Raw genomic sequence first — 17,682 nt, 5'->3', positions numbered from 1 at the left:
GCCTATGTTATACAGGTATTAAGTACTAGAACCACTGCGAGCCAGCCGATTGGTTAGATATTCCTGCACCACCTGCAAGCCGACCTCTCCTTAAGTCACGGTTTACTTCAACGTCGGATCGGTAATATAGATATTCCCCGTCTTGCTGTCCCACTTCACGTCTGCACCAAGGGCTTCACTGACGAAGCGAAGCGGCACCATCGTTGTACCTTTCTGCATAAAAGGCGCCTGAAGCAGCGTAAAAGGCTTGCCATTCAGCGTCGCACTCTTGCTGCCGATCGTAATCGACAACTTCATCGTCCCACGCTGTGCGTTAACCTGCTGCCTCGCTTGTTCCCATACGACATCCGCATGGAGCGCTTGGAAAATGCTCCGCATCGGTACGAATGTCGTACCGCCGACGATGACCGGCTTTGCGCTGAACGTTTGTGCAGTACCGTTAATGAACACCGTATTGCGCAGTTTCGTATTAGGCTGAGTCGACGTCGTACCGCTTAAACCAGGAGATGTCGAAGAGTTAGCTGGCGTGCCGCCATTCCCTGCCGGACCGCCGCTGCTGCCTGCTTCCTCTGCCGATTGTCCTTCCAGCATAATGCCATTGCCATCATCTGTGCGGATCACGGTAAATTCACGCTTCGTATCGGTCACGACAAACTTAATTGGTTTGCCCTCCTGATAGTTGCGATCTAGGATTGCTAATTGGTATGTACCCGGCGCAAGGTCATAGAACTCCGCGCTGTCGTACATGTTCGTCATTCCCTGCTGATCCAAGGTTAGGAGGCGATAGATGACGGCTGTATGAGTGGGCTGGCCATCCTTGCCGACGAACTTGACCGTAACGGGAGGATAACTCATCTGCCAATTAAAGTCCTGCTGGTACGGTTTAGGACTAATCCATTCGCCTGTATCCAGCGTCTGGAACGGATATTTATCCGCGGTCATCAAGTAGTCGCCCTCTGGTACATCGTAGAAGTACGCCTCGCCTTGTGCATCCGTCGATGCCGTGATGGCAGCCTGCGTTTTCAAATTGGTCAACTTAACCTGTGCGCCGTTAATCGGCGTGTTGTTCGCACCGTTGGTCAGGACAAAGTGAATGGCGCCGTCCTTCACCGTCTTCATGACCATCCCCATCCGCGTGATCTGTCCGAACAGAAGCATCGCTTGGCTGGATGAGGTCTGATAGCCTTCCATCTCGGCTCTTACGGTATAGATGCCTTCCTGCGCAACTTCCAGCGCCGCTTTCCCTCTGCTGTCGGTCGTTCCCGTTGCAGCAACAGCGCCATTGGCATCTACTGCACTCACCTTGACGCCAGCACTCTCGCTGCCGTATTCCCCCGTCAGCCGAATTTCGAACATACCGGTCGTCGCTTTCACATAAGAAGGATCCGGGACGATCCGTTTATTCGTCGGTGTTCCGCCTTGATCGACCAATGCAAAGATCTGAGCCGGATAGTTCGGATCAAGCGAAGTCTGGTAGCCAGGCTCGCTCGGATTGGCGAATGTCTCATAAGAGTTCACGTAGACTGTACCGTTGGCACCGACTGCTACAGTAGGGTTGATGCCTAGGAAGTAGGAGCCATAATCGAGAATGGCGGTTCCATAATGAATGGCCTTCCCTGTTCCTGCAAAATAAAGCCACTTCAAATTGCCTGCTGCGTCAACCGCATAAACATGCTCGTCATAGCTGCCGAAATATACCGTGCCATCCGGCGAAATAACAGCTTGTCCTACGCCGCCGGCCGTTGGCACCGACCAGATCAGCGCACCGTCCGCCGTGTATGCGTTCATATTGCTGCCAACACCAGCGTAGATGGTCCCATTGGCACCGATTGTGAACGAAGACGCATGAAGATCGAGAAGCTTAAGTTCCGTACCATCGGCTGCATTCACAGCCAGATACCCTGCGTTGTTCAGCGAGTAAACCTGTCCGTTCGGCGCCGCATAAGGGTACAGACCGGATTTTGGATAAGACCACTTCACCTTGCCGTCCGTTCCTATTGCGCATAATCCCTGCGTGCAGGTCGAGTAGACCGTGCCGTCTCCCGCTACTGCAAGCTGCGCGGTCTGGCCGTATTCAATATTTGCAACCTGAAGTGACCATTTCATCGTACCGTCCGGATTGAAAGCATACAGCTTGCCCCCAAAGTCACGAACATAGATCGTGCCATCCGTCGACACAACAGGCTGGGAACTGACGAGCGAGCCCGTCTCGTATTTCCACTTCATCGTGCCGTCAGGCTTGACCGCCACCAAATAGGACATCCGATCTTCGATTGCAGTCATCGGACTTTTAGGCATGAATGAAGCATAGATCGTACCGTCCATGCCGACCGCAGGTTGTGCATCCGCATAAAACCCGCCGCCCGGTATATTGAACTTCCACTTCATCGTCCCCGCAGGCGTCATCGCGTAGAGATCATCGCCCCCAAGGTAGATCGTGCCGTCGGTACCGAAGACAGCAGGATGATTGCTGTTCGCCCACAGCTTCCACTGCTGGACCGGATTGTTAATTCCCGCTCCTTCGGCGGCTTGTGCCTCTCCTGTTAGCGGCGGTACCATCGCAGCTAGCAGCAGCAATGCCGTTACAATTAATAATAGTCTTCTCACCGTGTGTCTCTCCTTCTAGTAATTTCCCATCTTCCAAAACACTATGAAACAGTATATTACAATCTAGTTCTTTAATCATGGAAAATAAATGAAAAATCAGTTGTCGATTATTACTTCATTATCGATTATCATATAGCTTCCCACCAAATAGCACGACAACAAGAAAGAGGATGGCGCCCCTAGCGCTATCCTCTTTCTTGTTGCATGGTGAAGGCGAAGATTACTTCCCGCCTGTCCACACCGCTTTGGTATAACCAATGCCAAAACCGGCCCTCTCCATATTGTTCTGGCTGGTAGAAGCATATGCCGCTTGGCTGACGATAAGCTCGCATTGTGAACGAGCAGCGTCATAACAACGTTTATGTAAGAATGCCGTCTGCAGCCCGCGCCTTCTGAATTCAGGAACAGTCGCCGCGAATGTATACGAGGCCGTGCCTCCATGCATGTACATAACTGCGACGCCGGCAGGCTGGTCGTCCACGAATCCGATATAGAACCGCCATCCTGGCCGATCGAATAGTACCCGATTGTTATCCGCAACATGACCTGCACCTTCAACATTTAACCCTGTACCTAGGCAATGCAGTTTCCCATACAGTTCGAATTCGTCAGCTTGCAGCTCTCTTATCGATATTCCTTCAGCATAAACAGGCTCATCCATACTCGGCACACCGTACAGCGTCGTATGGAACCCGCTATGGCGGAAGCCTCTGTCCGACAAATAGGTAAGCAGCTCATTAGACGAATTCGCTGGGGTAATCTCGAACTGGAATGGCCTGTTCCGTTCACGGAAGAAGCTGATGATCGGATCCACATATTCGATGTTTTCCGAACGGATGCCTTTGACGGTATTAAACGATCCCCATGGCATCTCTCGGACATAGAAAACTGCTGAACTGCCGAACTTCAGTAGCTCAGCACCCATCGGATTGCCTTCACGCGCCGCAATCGCATCAATCCGTGAAGACATGAAATCGATCTCGGATTGCTCCATTTTCTCGGCTAACGCCTTCGTTATGACAGGCCGCTGCATGCCATCGCTCCTCTACTTATAGCCATGATGAGCTGCTGCACTCTCCCGACCCTAAGCAGCCGATTCGGAGAGTAATGCGGCTCATGCGGCGTAATCTTATCGTATAACACCATACTCGGACAACCTCGAACCCGTCAACCATTGCGCAGGCGGCCGCGCCCATCCTTGGCGGATGACCCTTATTTTATGAAAACAGACCTCCCTCTTATATGATATTTATCATATATTCAACTTGACGTTTATGACTAAAACGGCGATTCCCTCCCCATTATAATGAAGATAAAAGAACGCTATCTATGACATTCAACGACGAGAGAGCTTCAATTAGGAGGAAGTACCCGTGGATCCGATGAACATTGCAGAACTGAAGAAACATTCCGCTCCCTTTGCAAGAACGAACACCAAAGCCAGCATTCGTCAGCTAACCAACACCTTGCTGCCGTTTCTGCTGTTGTGGATTGCGGCGTATGCGAGCTTATCCATCTCATACTGGCTGACGATACCGATCACGATCGTTGCAGCAGCTTTTTTGATCCGAACATTCATTATTTTCCACGATTGCTGTCATCAGTCGTTTTTCAAGAGCCGCAGGGCAAATGACTGGCTGGGGAACATTACGGGCATTCTGACGCATTTTCCTTATGAGCAGTGGAAGAACGCGCACAATATTCATCACGCGACAAGCGGCAACCTCGATAAACGAGGCGTCGGCGATATGTGGGTGATGACCGTGGACGAATATGTCGCTTCCTCCCCTCGGATGAAGCTGGCTTACCGGCTGTATCGGAATCCGCTTGTCTTCCTAGTGCTGGGCCCTCTGCTCGTCTTTCTAGTTACGTATCGCAAGAACCGTCCTGGAGCGAAACGCAAAGAGAAGCTTAATACGTATTTAACGAATGTTGCAATTGTCGTCCTGTACGTGTTGTTAGGCGAGCTGCTGGGATGGAAGAACGTAATCCTTGTACAAGTTCCTATACTTTGGGTTGCAGGAACGATGGGGATTTGGTTATTCTATGTTCAGCATCAATTCGAGGACTCGTACTTCGAGAATGACGATGAATGGAGCTACGTGAAGGCGGCTGTCGAAGGAAGCTCTTATTATAAGCTCCCCCGATTGCTGCAATGGATAACGGGCAACATCGGTTACCATCACGTGCATCATTTGAATCCGAAGGTGCCGAATTACAATTTAGAGAAAACGCATCTGGCCATTCCGCCCCTTCAGCAAGCGGTGACGATTACGTTTCGCACCAGTCTGCAATCGCTTCGTTTCCGGTTATGGGATGAAGAAGCGAAGACGTTCATCGGTTTCCGCGAGCTAAGAGACTACCGTAAGAAGCAGGCTGCTGCGAAGACGGAGCTTGGTCGAACGGGCTGAAGCCTGGGGTCAGCGTTAAAGGTGGACCAACATGGCAAAGTGGAGTTCGAATTTGTACAAAACGACGGGGCTTAATCCGTTCATATGGGCAATCCTATTCATATTGCCTTTCTATTATATTTTTCGTACTTCTTCCACGGCGCATACGGCCGCAGGAATTACGCTCATTATTCTGTTCTTCGTCTCGTATGCACTCGTATTCGTAACTAAGGGTTGGAAGCTCTACGTCTGGTCAGGCGTTCAGATTGCCATCTCCATCGCCATGACCATCCTATTCGGATTCGTATACTTCTCGCTGCTGTTGGCGTTCGTCATTGGCAATATTATGAGCAAGAAGGGCTTCATTACGTTATATGTCGTGCATCTGACGATCACGATCGCCATCATCGATTATGCAATTATTGTCAAGAATCCAGTCGTCATCAGCCAATTGCCGTTCGTCTTAATCTGCTTGATCATGGTGATCCTGCTCCCGATCTCCAACTACAATCGCAATAAGAACGAGCGGTTGCAAGGCCAGCTGAACGATGCGAACAAGCGGATCTCGGAGCTGGTGAAGCTCGAGGAACGCCAGCGCATTGCAAGAGACCTGCACGATACACTCGGTCAGAAGCTGTCGCTGATCGGGCTCAAGAGCGACCTTGCCCTTAAGCTGATGAACAAGAACCCTTCGCAATCGATGGATGAGATGAAGGAAGTAAGACAGACGGCTAGAAACGCACTGAAGGAAGTCCGGCAGATCGTAACGCAGATGCGCGGCGCGAAGCTGACGGAAGAGATCGTCCGAATCGAGCAGATGCTCCGAACTGCACGTATCGAACTGGTCGTTGAAGGCGACCTTGAACCGAAGAACCTATCGCTGATGAACGAGAATGTATTGTGCATGTGCCTGAAGGAAGCGGTCACGAATCTCGTCAAGCACAGCGGGGCTTCTGTCTGTACGATCACAATCCGGCCAGATCGTCTGGCCTTAGTCGTTATCGTTGAGGATAATGGAATCGGGATGACGCCGCATGCAACCTATTCCCGAGGCAGCGGCCTGATCGGAATGAAGGAACGTCTCGAGTTCATTAACGGCAGCCTCGATATGGGCGAAGGACCTGGAACCTCCCTTGTCATGACAATACCGAATACCCATCCGAGAGAGAAGGCTTGAAGATGATTCGAATCGTGATTGCTGAAGACCAACGAATGATTCTCGGCGCTCTCGCTGCTCTGCTGGATCTGGAAGACGATATGACGGTCGTCGCGAAAGCGAGCAACGGCGAGGATGCCGTCAAGCTGGTGCGGCTCCACCAGCCGGACGTCTGCATACTCGATATCGAGATGCCGCTGAAGAACGGCTTGGAGGCGGCTGAGGAGCTCTCCGCACTATCGCTGAATTGCAAAGTCGTCATCCTCACGACGTTCGCTCGTGCCGGTTATTTCGAGCGGGCGATCAAGGCAGGCGTACACGGATACCTGTTGAAAGACAGTCCTAGCGAGGAACTCGCGAATTCGGTCCGCATCATCGTTGGCGGCCGACGTCTGTATGCTCCTGAATTGATGGACGAGGCCTATGGCGAGGAGAACCCTCTTACCGAGCGTGAGAAGGCAGTCCTTGCGCTCATTGCCGACGGCAAGAGCACGAAGGAAATTTCGAAGGAGCTGTACATTACTCCCGGCACGATACGGAATTACATCTCCGTCATCCTCAACAAGCTTGGCGTCGGCAACCGGGTCGAGGCGATCAAGCATTTTAAGGATAAAGGCTGGTTTAAATGAACGGCTGTCATGAAGAATACTATAGACTTGTAAAGTCCGCCTCCAAAGGTGGATTTTTTGTTGTTTATCAAGATTCGAGGCTTGCATAAATGGTGGAGGAAAGGAGCGGTAATAATCATGAGGAGTCTTTCATAAAGTTGAGATGCTGATAACCGGAGCCGTTAACAGGAAAGGCAAGGGAACATTCCCTTGCCTTTGATCCGTTAGATGTATAGAGAGCCTATCAGTACTGACCAGACATGCCGCGATTAGCGGCGTCCTGCTCGGCAAGGATCTCCTTATCCTCCGCATTATCCCTCGTCACTTTCTGAACGCCGATCGCGCTATAGGATATGAGAAGAATGACGGCGATGTAATAGCCTTTGACATTCAGTTCGAAATCAGCGTTATACAAGCCAATGAAGAACATCGCATATCCGATAATCAAACCGGCGATCACCATAATCGTGAAAGCTTGCGTATTTCTCATCCGGTGCTTCGGATTGTCCAAGCGAGTTTCTTTATCCTCCGTATTGTCGCGAACAACCTTCTGCACCACGATGCAAGTAATCGTAATGAGCACCATGCAAAGCAGATAATACCCTTTCACGTTCAGCTCCCAGTCGGCGTTGTATACGCCCAGACAGAATAAGAACAGGCCGGCAGCTAATGCAAAATAAGATGCAGCTGTGAAAGCGGCTGTATTGCGTTTGCGATATCGTTGACTCATGCAACGCTTCCTCTCCAACTATAGGATAGTAAACCAATACTATTGTTCACTATAAATGTTTATTTCGTTTATTTCTACTTGTTATCAGGTTTTTTAGTATATTTTTAACATATATTAAACAACTCTATATAACGCTGGCGTAATCGGCAGCTAGAATGGCAATGCTGCGCAGCATGTTTAATGCTATAGATGTCTTAACTTTTCTGGATTGGCGACACTATAGATCGCTTTGATCTTATGGTTGTCATAGGCAAAAGAATAAACGTATTTCGTCTCTTCGCCTATTCGAATGAGGATTCCGGGTAACCCATTCACGGCGAGGAACGAGAACGAAAGTTTACCCTCATGCATATTGATCACGTTCCGATGTAACTTCAGCACTTGCTCAAACCCGACAACAGGCACTTGCGCCGCTCTTACCTTGCCTCCGCCGTCCGAATAGAGCACCACATTTTCGCTAACCAGTTCAAGTAGTTTTGTCGTATTGCCTTGCAGCATCGATCGTACGAACTCTTTAATTTTCTCCTCTGCAATGGAAACCGACGGTTGTTGGTCTTGGTCGAAATGGATGCTTTTCTTGGCGCGGTGGAAAATTTGCCGGCAGTTCGCACTGCTTTTCCCCACGATATCGGCAATTTCTTCAAACGAATAATGAAAAATCTCTCGAAGAAGAAAAACCGCCCTTTCAGCAGCATTCAGCTGCTGCAGAAGCAGAAGATAAGCCGTGGAAATCGACTCGGACCGCAAATACTTATTGGATGGATCATTGTCCGAAGCCGCTTTCTCAATCAGGGGCTCGGGGAGCCATGGACCGACATACAATTCCCGTTTTTTGACCGATGAGCGCAAAAGATCAAGACACCGATTCGTTACGATTTTGTATAAAAATGCCCTTTCGTTTCGGATCGCCCCAACGTCAGACAGCCCGTCATAGCTCAGAAAAGCATCCTGCACGATATCTTCCGCATCCATGACGCTGCCGAGCATTCGGTAGGCTAACGAAAACAGCTCCGTTTTATAACGTTTATATAATTCCTCTATGCTCATTAAAGACATTCCTCTCCTTGCCCTCAAGGGAGAGCATGTGTTGGACTGCTCTTTTGGCGCTTGCCGTCGCGGCGTCAACCAATACTTCACCGTGCGACGCCCACTCTCCCGCTACGTATAGTCCTTGTATTTCCGGGACAGCGGGTCCAGGATTCTCGAGACGTTTCATATGCATAAAGTCATGACAGACCGTTATTTTGGGAAGGTATTGTTTCACAATCAATTGTTCACGCCATCCCGGCTGCATCAAATCCAGCATGCCTTCCAGCTCGCGCAAATCTTGATCCGGGTCCGTTTCTTTCCCTTGGTACTTAATGAGCGAAATGACTTGCGCGCCATCGTCGCTTAGATAAGCCGCACGCGATTGATTGGTAAGAAACACCGTCTGATCGATTCCGTATGCAAATTGATGTTTCGGTCTGGGGAGTCTTTTCAAGACCACATCCAGGCAGGCTGCCGTGACCTCAATCGCTTGCTCTTTCCAGGTATGAAGGGCGGTTTCTTCTGCAAAAGGTACCAACTGATTCGCAATAGAAGGCGCTGTGGCAAGGATAACATGGCGAGTATCGATTGTCGTTCCGTCTTCACAGCGAGCCTGCCGTACGATCCCGCCCTCAGTATCGAGAGACGTGACTTTGGTAGATGTTAAAAACCGCACTCCCAAGTCGGATGCCTTGCTATGCAATTCCTTGATCAACTCGCCCCAACCACGATCCAGGTATAACGCGCCTTTAAGGGCATTCTGCAATTGTTTCAATACAGGGCCCGCTGCCGGCAGATCAGGCCCGACCACATAGCTGGCCGTACGAAACAGCGAATAAAAGATATTGCGCACCATGGGATCCCGCAAATTCCCTTCGACCCATTCTCGGATGCTGATCCGGTCAAATGGACGAGTATCCGCTTTTGAAAGTTTCATAAGACACGAAGCGAACTCCATCTTTCCTTTCCAAGACAACAGCGGGGTCGCAAACAAAGATTTCATATCCGAAGGCAAGACGCTCAATTTCCCTTTCCACAAGCCATAAGCGTCAGCCGAAGGCCGCTTACCTTGCAAGGTCAAACCTAACTCCCGGAAAGTCGCGTAAGCATCCCCCTTATACAAGGCATGCGCGCCCAGATTGAAGTAAGCGCCATTCTTCTTGTTGGTAACGGCTCTGCCGCCTAAACGATTTTGTTTTTCAATGACCACTGTTTGTTTCCCGGCTTTGGCTGCATAGACAGCAGCAGTTAAACCTGCAATTCCTCCACCAACCACGACCACATCAACCTTTACCTTTTGCATCGCCCATCATCCCCTCGCCATTTTACCTGTATGACGGGGAACGGATGCGAAGTGTGACAAATACGCGAAGTAAATTTTAAGGAAATCTTTGCAGCACCGATTCTTGTTCAAGAGGGTCTTGATCTTGCTATGTCTCAAGTCATACTCCATTATTTATCCAATCATCGAAATGATCGGATACAAATCGAATCTCGCTCTCATAGTGAGCCAAGTGGCCCTCATCCACCATTTTAATAAACGCAACATTTCCTTCGGCAGCACCATTGCGGAGCGTATCGCACATTGCAGCCAATCGTTGAATAATCCAATTACGCAGTTCATTAGGGAGGGGAGTTCCATACGATTCAAAGAATAAGTGAATTCGTCGACGGCGCTCTGCAGCGTGCGAATCCGATTGGTACGCCACCGTTGTCCCCGAAGAATGATCAGGCTCGAAGCTCGCAAGCGGAACGGATGTATACAGGGAATATGCAATGTCCCACATACGCGGACCAGGTCCAGCCATGTCAAAATCAATCAGCGCCACAGGAGTACCCTGTTGAAAAACCACATTATACAGCGCAGCGTCGTTATGGCATATCACTTCATGCTCACGATCATCCACATAACTAAGCTGCCATTTGCCCTCTTTCACGAGCGAAGAGCCTTCAGTCGCATCATGAAAACGGCGCAAGAGACGTGCTAAACCTATAAGCGTATCATCCGACCACATATAAGGTTTAAGTTCAGGGTAATCGTTTCCCGGAACTTCCCCTGAGATGAATGTTACTATTTCACGCTCGGAATCGTCGATTCCGAGAAATCTCGGCGCTCCCTCGAAGCCTTGTTTCTCTAAATGTTTAAGCAGCTCGTGAACACTCGGGCTCCAATAACCAGTGGGGCGCAGAACCGTATTTTCCTTACGGACGATGTGATTCACATTTCCGCCTTTTAACACTTCCTCCTGAGTCACTGGACCTCACCCTTCCCATTTGGATTATATTCTCAGCTCTAAGTTTATACATATAATACCAAATGCACACGCAGTAAGGAATGCCGATAAAAAGCATGCCATACTTATGTTTCGAATCTCTGTAACGCTCTTAAGCAAAATAAAAAAGGGCCGCTTATCAGACAGCGGCCCTCAGCTGCACCTTATTGATTTAACGTTTTTTCATCGCCTTTTCCAGAAGCTTCAACGCTTTCCTAGATTCCTTGAGCGCCTTCTCTCCGATAAAAGGCACTTGTGTTTCAAACAGACCTTTATTTGCTTTATTCCTAGCATTGTCATTGTTGATTCCCTTGTTTCTATGTACCGTCACCATCGTTGAAGCCCCTCTCGGACTACCATAATTTAGTAGCATTATGGTCAAGGAAACGAGATTCTAAAACAGGACAGCAAAAAAGGATCAAGCAAAATAGCCTGATCCTTCTGTATATGACGATGCCGAATGCATTGTTAATACTATTGTTTGAGGCTTGTCAAAGCCTTACGGTTCAATGCCTGCAGATCCTTGAATTCTACTGTAGATTTCGTTTCAAACATCGTTTTTGGCGGTATCACTGCTTCTTTCTGGCGGACGATTTTATCCTTATTCCATATCGAGTTCAATGGTCTCACCATGAAAATCAACCCCCTTCGAAAACTAGTACTCTACCACATTATACCACGGATTCTACAGGATGAACATTTGAAAGATGCGGCAAAGGTTTACGAGATTGGTATTGTCAACAGGATCGAGCTTTAGCCCCTGACTAGCTTTAACCCCAATGAGATAATCTCGACCATGAAAAAAGATCGGGACGACCAACAGCTTGTCCGAATCCAAAAAAACACCGTTGCCATGTACCAGCTTATCCATCGCTTTACCGCGAGGACTTGGCTCTTGATCTCTTCCTGGAGTCGGATCAATGCGGTGACCAAACTGAACCTCGAAATTGTCTAAGGCTTGGCTTATGTTTTGTTTGGTCATGTCAACATCGGCTGCATCATAAGTAAATGGGAAAAAATGAACGGCATACCGAAATCGATTCGTGTACAAGTTCAAGTAGCTGCGTAACTGTTGCTCATAATCAGCCCATAATTGGGTATTCGCTGTAATAGGAGCAAAGTGATTATTCGTTTGGCGTACCACTTCCGAGAATTCGCTCAATTTGATGCTTGTGCTCTCGATTTGTTCCATATTTCCTTCAATTGCTTTCTTTGCAATCGCATTATGCTGAAATTCTGCTGACCAAATTTTTGTAATGTTCGGTGTTTGGAACACAGCAATGTCTGAAAAGACAACAAGTGCCGTTAACTGAAGAAGAAGCTTCCAGTCCCTGTAGTCGATGTAACCAAACACAAACCCTACAGCCGTCAGAGACATATAGAACGCATAATAAGTCTTCCGAATTTTCCATATTTCTTCCGTGTATTTATTCGGGTCTTGTCGGAAGGCTTGCACGGAGTGAATTAAATATCCCATAAGAATCAGAAAGAAGGAACCAAAGAATACCTTCCCGCCGTTCTTGAACGCCTCTCGCAGCTTCAGAAGATGTGGGTCAATACTAATCCAATCGATCCGATCGAATAGCTCCACCCCGCCATATACCAAGCCAATAAGGAAGAGGAAGCCTGCCGATATCATGCCTATGTACTTCAAGATATAAAGTATGATTTTCCCCAATTCATCGCCCATCCCCCTGCTGCCCCTCTATTTTATTCCAAATATTCCCCGCACTAGTTTACAAGATTTTGATTTATTCTGTCACTTGTTTTCTTTCATTCAGTTTCCCCTATCGGTATCGGTATATCTGAATCGTTGCAAACACAAAGAAGACCTGGCACTACGCCAAGTCTTCAAATGCTGAAACGGTTCGTTAATTGTTCGCTTCGATTACCGCACCTGTGAAAGTTCCGATGCCGAAGAAAATAAGAACCGGAAGACCATCTGCTGCTTCTGCTGTCACTTGATATTCAACGGGCTGTTGTCCCGGTGTGAGGATCGACTCAGCATCAACACATGTTAAAGTAGTTGTTAGTATGTTTGTGAATTTCGTATCAATCGTCGTGCATATATCCGTAAAGGCGACTTCTCCTTGTCTTCTGCGTTGAATACGAAATATGACTTCGCTAACCGGCTGAGTACTTGCCCATTGGACGGAGAAATTGAGCCATACGCGACCCGTCGTATCATCAATACTTAAGAGGAGCGGAGTTGTATTTAGAACTGTATTCGGAACGGGGGATTCCGTGGAATTAAAGTCCAACGGCACGAAGTTAAACTCCGTGAGCAGTCCCTGTCCTGCAGCAGTCGAATTAATATTAATAACCGGATTCACATTAATGGTTGGACTAACCGTATTGGTATTGGTGTTCGTGGCGACCGGATTAGAGGTGTTGGCATCGGTCGGACTGGTTGCGATGCTCGTGACGGGAATAGATGAATGAACATCATTCGGATTCGATGTGCTGGCGGAGATCGGATTGGATGCGTTAGCCGCGGCGGAAGTTATTGTATGGGTATCGTTGGAGTCGGAGCTGGAGTTAGATGTTTGGGCAGCCACAGGGTTTGATGTATTCGCCAATTTAGATCTGAAGGTTTGGGGTGAAACCGGACAGACTTTTCTTTTGACTATTGTTCTTCGCTTATGCCTGAATCGGGACTTCGGTTTCACTCGACGTTCTCGCCTCGCCTTCTTCAGAACCCTACTGTACACATTTCCACCTCCATGATAAATGACTTAAGTTGATATTAAGGTATTAGGATCACTTTCACGATGCATCCGCACTTGGTGGAGGCAAATGGCGGAATTGACGAAGCTGCCGCGATTTACAAATCCTTCGGGACGCCATGACGCCAGCATAATAGTGTTCTGTTGTAATAGGCATGTACGATCAATCTATTCGATTAGGAGGAACGTTAAAGTCGTCGGAATTCGGAGTAACGAAATCAATATGTGGTGGAGGGAAACAAATGATGAAAAGAAAACTAGCCTGGACTCGCAAGATGGCAGCGTATTTGTCAGCGTGTGCGATTGCTATGAGCATCCTCAGTGTGCCAACTGCATTCGGTGAGGGTCCTGCCGATCCTGCTCCCGTGCTGCAGCCGACGGGCACGGCCAATGGCAAGAAAATCTTGTTCGACAATACGCACGGTCAAACGGCAGGAGCTGCGGACTGGGTCATCGACGGCGGTTTCTCGGACTATGCGCAAGCTTTAGCTGGACAAGGATACTATGTGAAGGAATTACGCAAAGCGACCCCAATCACGCTGAGCGATCTTAGCGGCTACAATGTCTTCATCATCGGCGAGGCGAACATTCCTTATAAAGCCTCTGAGCAAGCTGCAATGCTGCAATACGTACAGAACGGCGGCAGCATTTTCTTCATCGGGGATCATTATAATGCGGACCGGAACAAGAATCGGTGGGATGCTTCTGAAGTGTTCAACGGCTATCGCCGCGGCGCTTGGCCCGACCCTGCCCAAGGAATGAGTACGGAGGAAGCCAATTCCGACGCCATGCAAGGCGTCGTCAGCTCGGACTGGCTCGGCACGAACTTCGGCGTGCGATTCCGTTATAACGCAATCGGCGATGTGACGGCGAACAATATCGTCTCCCCTTCGCAAGCGTTCGGCATTACCCAAGGCGTATCGACAGTCGCCATGCATGCAGGGTCGACACTTGCGATTATGGACCCTTCCAAAGCAAAAGGGATCGTCTATCTGCCTGCGACTACGACGAAGTGGGCAAGCGCCGTCGATCAAGGCGTGTACGAAGGCGGCGGCGTGAACGAAGGCCCGTATGTTGCCGTCTCGAAGGTCGGTCTCGGCAAAGCTGCCTTCATCGGCGATTCTTCGCCTGTTGAAGATGCCACACCGAAATATTTGCGGGAGGAGACCGGCACGGCGAAGACGACTTACGCTGGCTTCACGGAGCAAAATGATGGAACGCTGCTCGTCAATATCGCTAACTGGCTGAGTGCGCAAGAATCCTACACCTCCTTAAGCCAAGTGAGCGGCTTAACGCTGGATCAAGCCACTTCCCTGCTCGCTATGGAAGCACCAGCGGCTTCGACGGAACCGCAAGCCGAACCGTGGTCTACCCCAGCGGCAGGCTACAAATGGTGGGATCGCTGCACGTTCAAGACGGGCTCTTATGGCGGCGGCTCTTGCACGGTCACGAATCCATCTACATCGCTTAATGAAGGCTTTGAATCCGGCACCAAGACGGCCTATACAGCTGGCAGCGTAACGCTAGGTTCTGGATCTTGGACGTTCGACAATGCCCTGATCGGCGATTTGAGCACAGACAAGAAGACTGGCACGAAGTCGGCGCGCATCCGCGCGGCTGGTTCCATCGCCATGAACTTCAACGTCGCGAGTGCAACGACTGTCAAGCTGAGCGTGGCCAACTTCAGTACGGACACAGGTGCGACCTGGAAGCTGCAAAAGTCTACCAACGCAGGCTCAACATGGACCGACGTGACGACCGCAGCAACCGCAACAGCGAACTTGACCGAGCAGACCATTACCGTCAATTCGACGGTTCCTGTTCGGTTCAAAGTTGTCGCAGCAGGCACTTCCAGCAGCCGCATCAACGTGGACAACTTCACGGTGAATTAATTCTCCGCGTTCTATACTACCGGAAGCTTTAAGCCATCTTTGCAGGATGACACACCTGCAAAGATGGCTTCCTCAATGCGATATTTAGCTCAGTCGCTTACCCTCATCAACAAGAGACTGCCTAATAGCGGTCACACTTTCGTCAATGCTCATCATGGTGGTGTCTATCACATGCGTTTCATAAAGGCCCATACTCGAGTCACAACCTCGACGTTCGCTAAAGCTCCGATTCCTTTCTAAAATAATTTGTCAAATAGAAAAATGGAAGCCCGACTTGGGCTCCCATTCTTATATCGTACGGCCTTTAAGTAGAGAAAGCAGCATGACCTCCATGAAGTGCCGCCTTGGTCAAAATCATTCGTTCACTTGTTTAAGCCAGTTCACGAAATCCTTTTGATTGCGCTCGGAAACACCATGATCGGTCGGATAAATGTTGAAGGTCAAACGAGACGTTAGACTTCCGATATAATCAGCCGTTTCGTGCCCGATCCGAATCGGGAATACGGAATCGAATTCGCCGTGGGAAATAAACACCGCTACCTCCTGGATGCTCTTCAGCGAATATTCCGTCTTCACGAATTCCGGCACATACCCATTCAACGCCACGATTCCCTTCAGCGCTTCCCCCATCGTAAGCGCAAGCGTCATCGATAAAATCGCGCCTTGACTGAAGCCGAGCAAATAACGCTTGGCCGCATCAATAGGGTATTTCTCCGTCGCATAATGAATGAATGCTTCCAATTGCTCAACCGCTTGATCGAACATTTCCCGAATCGGATTCCCTAAGCTCTTCAGTTCATAATATTGGAAGCCCGCGCCCAATGTAAGATTGCCGCGAATGCCGACAATAATAAATTCATCGGCTAAAGGCTCCACTAAACCGAACATATTCCTCTCGTTTGACCCTTTGCCGTGAAGCGTGAAGATGGTCGGGTACTGTTTGTCCGGATCCATATGAGCTGGAAAATGAATGTCATACTGATATGTCGGGTTCATGTGGACACTTCTCCTTTGCGTTAGGCGCTGCGTTTTCTCCACAGCAAGTGATCGAACGACAACGGCGATCGGTCAGCAACAATCAAGTAAATCGCAATGACAATAAAGCTCAAGTCCAGCTCATAGCCGGCCATCTGGCCGTTCCCAAGCAATCCGACGGACAGCTTAGTTGTGACAATCGCGCCTATGAGTATGATCACCAACAAGGCCGCTACATATCGGGTGAAGATACCTGCTATCAGCAGAATTCCACCAACCAATTCGATATACGCCACGGCATAAGCGAGTGGTCCCGGTACACCGATAGAATCGAACCAAGCCTCCACATTGCCTAAGCCCATCTGAAATTTATCAAGTCCATGAGCCACGAACAAGATGCCCAGCACGACACGCGCTATAGTCGAAACAATGTTTATTTTCGTCATATATAATTCCTCTCCTCAACATATTAGTTATAAAGATGTTTGTTTCGTATAGCTAATATATTGTGGGAAGGAGTAGCTTGTCAACAGAAACATTGTTATTATTAATATATATTCTGTATTACAAATATTTTTATGAGGTGAACATCCGTTGAACATCGGCTCCACCATCCGATCGATACGCAAACGCAAAAACATAACGATCGCGCAAATTTGTGAAGACACAGGTTTGTCCCAAGGCTTCATGAGCCAGGTTGAAACGAATAAAACCTCTCCGTCTATCGCAACCTTAGAAAGCATTGCCAAGTCCTTGAAAGTACCGCTGGCTTACTTGCTGCTGCAGCAAGAGGAACGCATGAATATTGTCCGGAAGGAAGAGCGAAAAACGACAACCAGCGGGACCGAGAAATTAAAAGTGGAGCACTTGAGCTCCACTAAGAACGTAAGAATGCGGCTCGTGGAGATTCCTCCCGGCGCTTCGACTGGCTTCGCTCCGCATGCTCATGAGGGTGAAGAGGTCCATCTCGTCGTAAAAGGAACCATTTACGCCGAGCAAGGCGAGGATGCATCCGAATTCAGGGAGGGCGACTCCTTCGGCTGGAATGCTTGCACGCCGCATCTCGTCAAAAACATAAGCGAGGAAACCGCCATTATTCTAATCGCTGTCTATACCGAAAGCGATCAGGCGAATGATTTCCTGTAGCCCGACAGCTCCACCGGAAATATCGGGTTTCGCTGCGCGGCGGACTATAGATAAGACAAAAAAGAAAGAGAAACCCACCGTTTTGAAATGGAGTGCACCCCTTAGAATGGACATTGGATAAAACCCCTGGTTTATCCGATGAAATTCTAG

17 protein-coding genes and 1 pseudogene are annotated in these 17,682 nt (G+C 49.0%); 5 read left to right on the top strand and 13 right to left on the bottom strand.

Annotated features, from left to right (window positions below; translation table 11 throughout):
• Positions 1-102 precede the first annotated feature (102 nt).
• Both SBI19_RS25085 and SBI19_RS25080 read right to left on the bottom strand, forming a co-directional pair.
• Positions 103-2,607 (bottom strand): stalk domain-containing protein, encoded by a 2,505-nt coding sequence (locus tag SBI19_RS25085; RefSeq protein WP_317972265.1) that lies wholly within the window; start codon positions 2,605-2,607, stop codon positions 103-105.
• A 220-nt stretch (positions 2,608-2,827) separates the two neighbouring features.
• Positions 2,828-3,640, bottom strand: coding sequence for a GNAT family protein (locus SBI19_RS25080; protein ID WP_317972264.1), 813 nt, complete (start codon positions 3,638-3,640; stop codon positions 2,828-2,830).
• 340 nt (positions 3,641-3,980) lie between these two features.
• Here SBI19_RS25080 and desA point away from each other — a divergent pair, with 340 nt between their 5' ends.
• The 3 genes from desA to SBI19_RS25065 are packed head-to-tail and all read left to right on the top strand — an operon-like array spanning position 3,981 to position 6,782.
• Positions 3,981-5,018 carry a Delta(5) desaturase DesA gene (gene desA / locus SBI19_RS25075; RefSeq protein ID WP_317972263.1) on the top strand — a complete coding sequence of 346 codons (1,038 nt, stop codon included), beginning with the start codon at positions 3,981-3,983 and terminating at the stop codon, positions 5,016-5,018.
• Between the two features lie 31 nt (positions 5,019-5,049).
• Positions 5,050-6,174 (top strand): sensor histidine kinase, encoded by a 1,125-nt coding sequence (locus SBI19_RS25070; protein WP_317972262.1) that lies wholly within the window; start codon positions 5,050-5,052, stop codon positions 6,172-6,174.
• 2 nt (positions 6,175-6,176) lie between these two features.
• Positions 6,177-6,782, top strand: coding sequence for a response regulator transcription factor (locus SBI19_RS25065; protein ID WP_317972261.1), 606 nt, complete (start codon positions 6,177-6,179; stop codon positions 6,780-6,782).
• A gap of 223 nt (positions 6,783-7,005) precedes the next feature.
• Here the strand turns inward: SBI19_RS25065 and SBI19_RS25060 are convergent, their stop codons facing one another.
• The 9 genes and pseudogenes from SBI19_RS25060 to SBI19_RS25020 form a co-directional block, all read right to left on the bottom strand.
• Entirely contained in the window at positions 7,006-7,251 is a 246-nt protein-coding gene (locus SBI19_RS25060; protein WP_483312337.1) for a YiaA/YiaB family inner membrane protein, read from the bottom strand.
• A gap of 57 nt (positions 7,252-7,308) precedes the next feature.
• Positions 7,309-7,491, bottom strand: a pseudogene (locus SBI19_RS25055) (YiaA/YiaB family inner membrane protein); the annotation flags it as partial.
• Positions 7,492-7,674: 183 nt separating this feature from the next.
• Positions 7,675-8,478 carry an RNA polymerase sigma factor SigJ gene (sigJ, locus tag SBI19_RS25050; RefSeq protein WP_317972281.1) on the bottom strand — a complete coding sequence of 268 codons (804 nt, stop codon included), beginning with the start codon at positions 8,476-8,478 and terminating at the stop codon, positions 7,675-7,677.
• A 37-nt stretch (positions 8,479-8,515) separates the two neighbouring features.
• A complete protein-coding gene (locus SBI19_RS25045; protein WP_317972260.1) occupies positions 8,516-9,823 on the bottom strand; it encodes a phytoene desaturase family protein in 1,308 nt (435 codons plus the stop codon).
• 139 nt (positions 9,824-9,962) lie between these two features.
• The gene (locus tag SBI19_RS25040) at positions 9,963-10,775 is read right to left on the bottom strand and encodes an aminoglycoside phosphotransferase family protein (protein ID WP_317972259.1); all 813 of its coding nucleotides are present in this window, start codon (positions 10,773-10,775) and stop codon (positions 9,963-9,965) included.
• Between the two features lie 190 nt (positions 10,776-10,965).
• Positions 10,966-11,127 carry a hypothetical protein gene (locus SBI19_RS25035; RefSeq protein ID WP_317972258.1) on the bottom strand — a complete coding sequence of 54 codons (162 nt, stop codon included), beginning with the start codon at positions 11,125-11,127 and terminating at the stop codon, positions 10,966-10,968.
• Between the two features lie 140 nt (positions 11,128-11,267).
• On the bottom strand, positions 11,268-11,426 hold the full coding sequence (locus SBI19_RS25030; protein ID WP_317972257.1) for a hypothetical protein: 159 nt from the start codon (positions 11,424-11,426) through the stop codon (positions 11,268-11,270).
• Between the two features lie 52 nt (positions 11,427-11,478).
• Entirely contained in the window at positions 11,479-12,483 is a 1,005-nt protein-coding gene (locus SBI19_RS25025; protein ID WP_317972256.1) for a type II toxin-antitoxin system SpoIISA family toxin, read from the bottom strand.
• A gap of 181 nt (positions 12,484-12,664) precedes the next feature.
• Entirely contained in the window at positions 12,665-13,462 is a 798-nt protein-coding gene (locus SBI19_RS25020) for a RodZ family helix-turn-helix domain-containing protein (protein WP_317972255.1), read from the bottom strand.
• A 302-nt stretch (positions 13,463-13,764) separates the two neighbouring features.
• On the opposite strand from SBI19_RS25020, the gene SBI19_RS25015 reads away from it, so the two are divergent.
• Positions 13,765-15,411 carry an Ig domain protein group 2 domain protein gene (locus tag SBI19_RS25015; protein WP_483312336.1) on the top strand — a complete coding sequence of 549 codons (1,647 nt, stop codon included), beginning with the start codon at positions 13,765-13,767 and terminating at the stop codon, positions 15,409-15,411.
• 354 nt (positions 15,412-15,765) lie between these two features.
• Here SBI19_RS25015 and SBI19_RS25010 read toward each other — a convergent pair whose 3' ends face one another.
• Positions 15,766-16,407, bottom strand: coding sequence for an alpha/beta hydrolase (locus SBI19_RS25010; RefSeq protein ID WP_317972254.1), 642 nt, complete (start codon positions 16,405-16,407; stop codon positions 15,766-15,768).
• Positions 16,408-16,427: 20 nt separating this feature from the next.
• Positions 16,428-16,832 carry a DoxX family protein gene (locus SBI19_RS25005; protein ID WP_317972253.1) on the bottom strand — a complete coding sequence of 135 codons (405 nt, stop codon included), beginning with the start codon at positions 16,830-16,832 and terminating at the stop codon, positions 16,428-16,430.
• A 148-nt stretch (positions 16,833-16,980) separates the two neighbouring features.
• On the opposite strand from SBI19_RS25005, the gene SBI19_RS25000 reads away from it, so the two are divergent.
• Positions 16,981-17,532 carry a helix-turn-helix domain-containing protein gene (locus tag SBI19_RS25000; RefSeq protein WP_317972252.1) on the top strand — a complete coding sequence of 184 codons (552 nt, stop codon included), beginning with the start codon at positions 16,981-16,983 and terminating at the stop codon, positions 17,530-17,532.
• Positions 17,533-17,682: the final 150 nt, after the last annotated feature.

The organism is Paenibacillus sp. CCS19, from assembly GCF_033239625.1.
Lineage (GTDB): Bacteria > Bacillota > Bacilli > Paenibacillales > Paenibacillaceae > Paenibacillus_T.
Note: the sequence above shows the minus strand (reverse complement) of the source record. Positions and strands in the feature narration are given on the sequence as shown.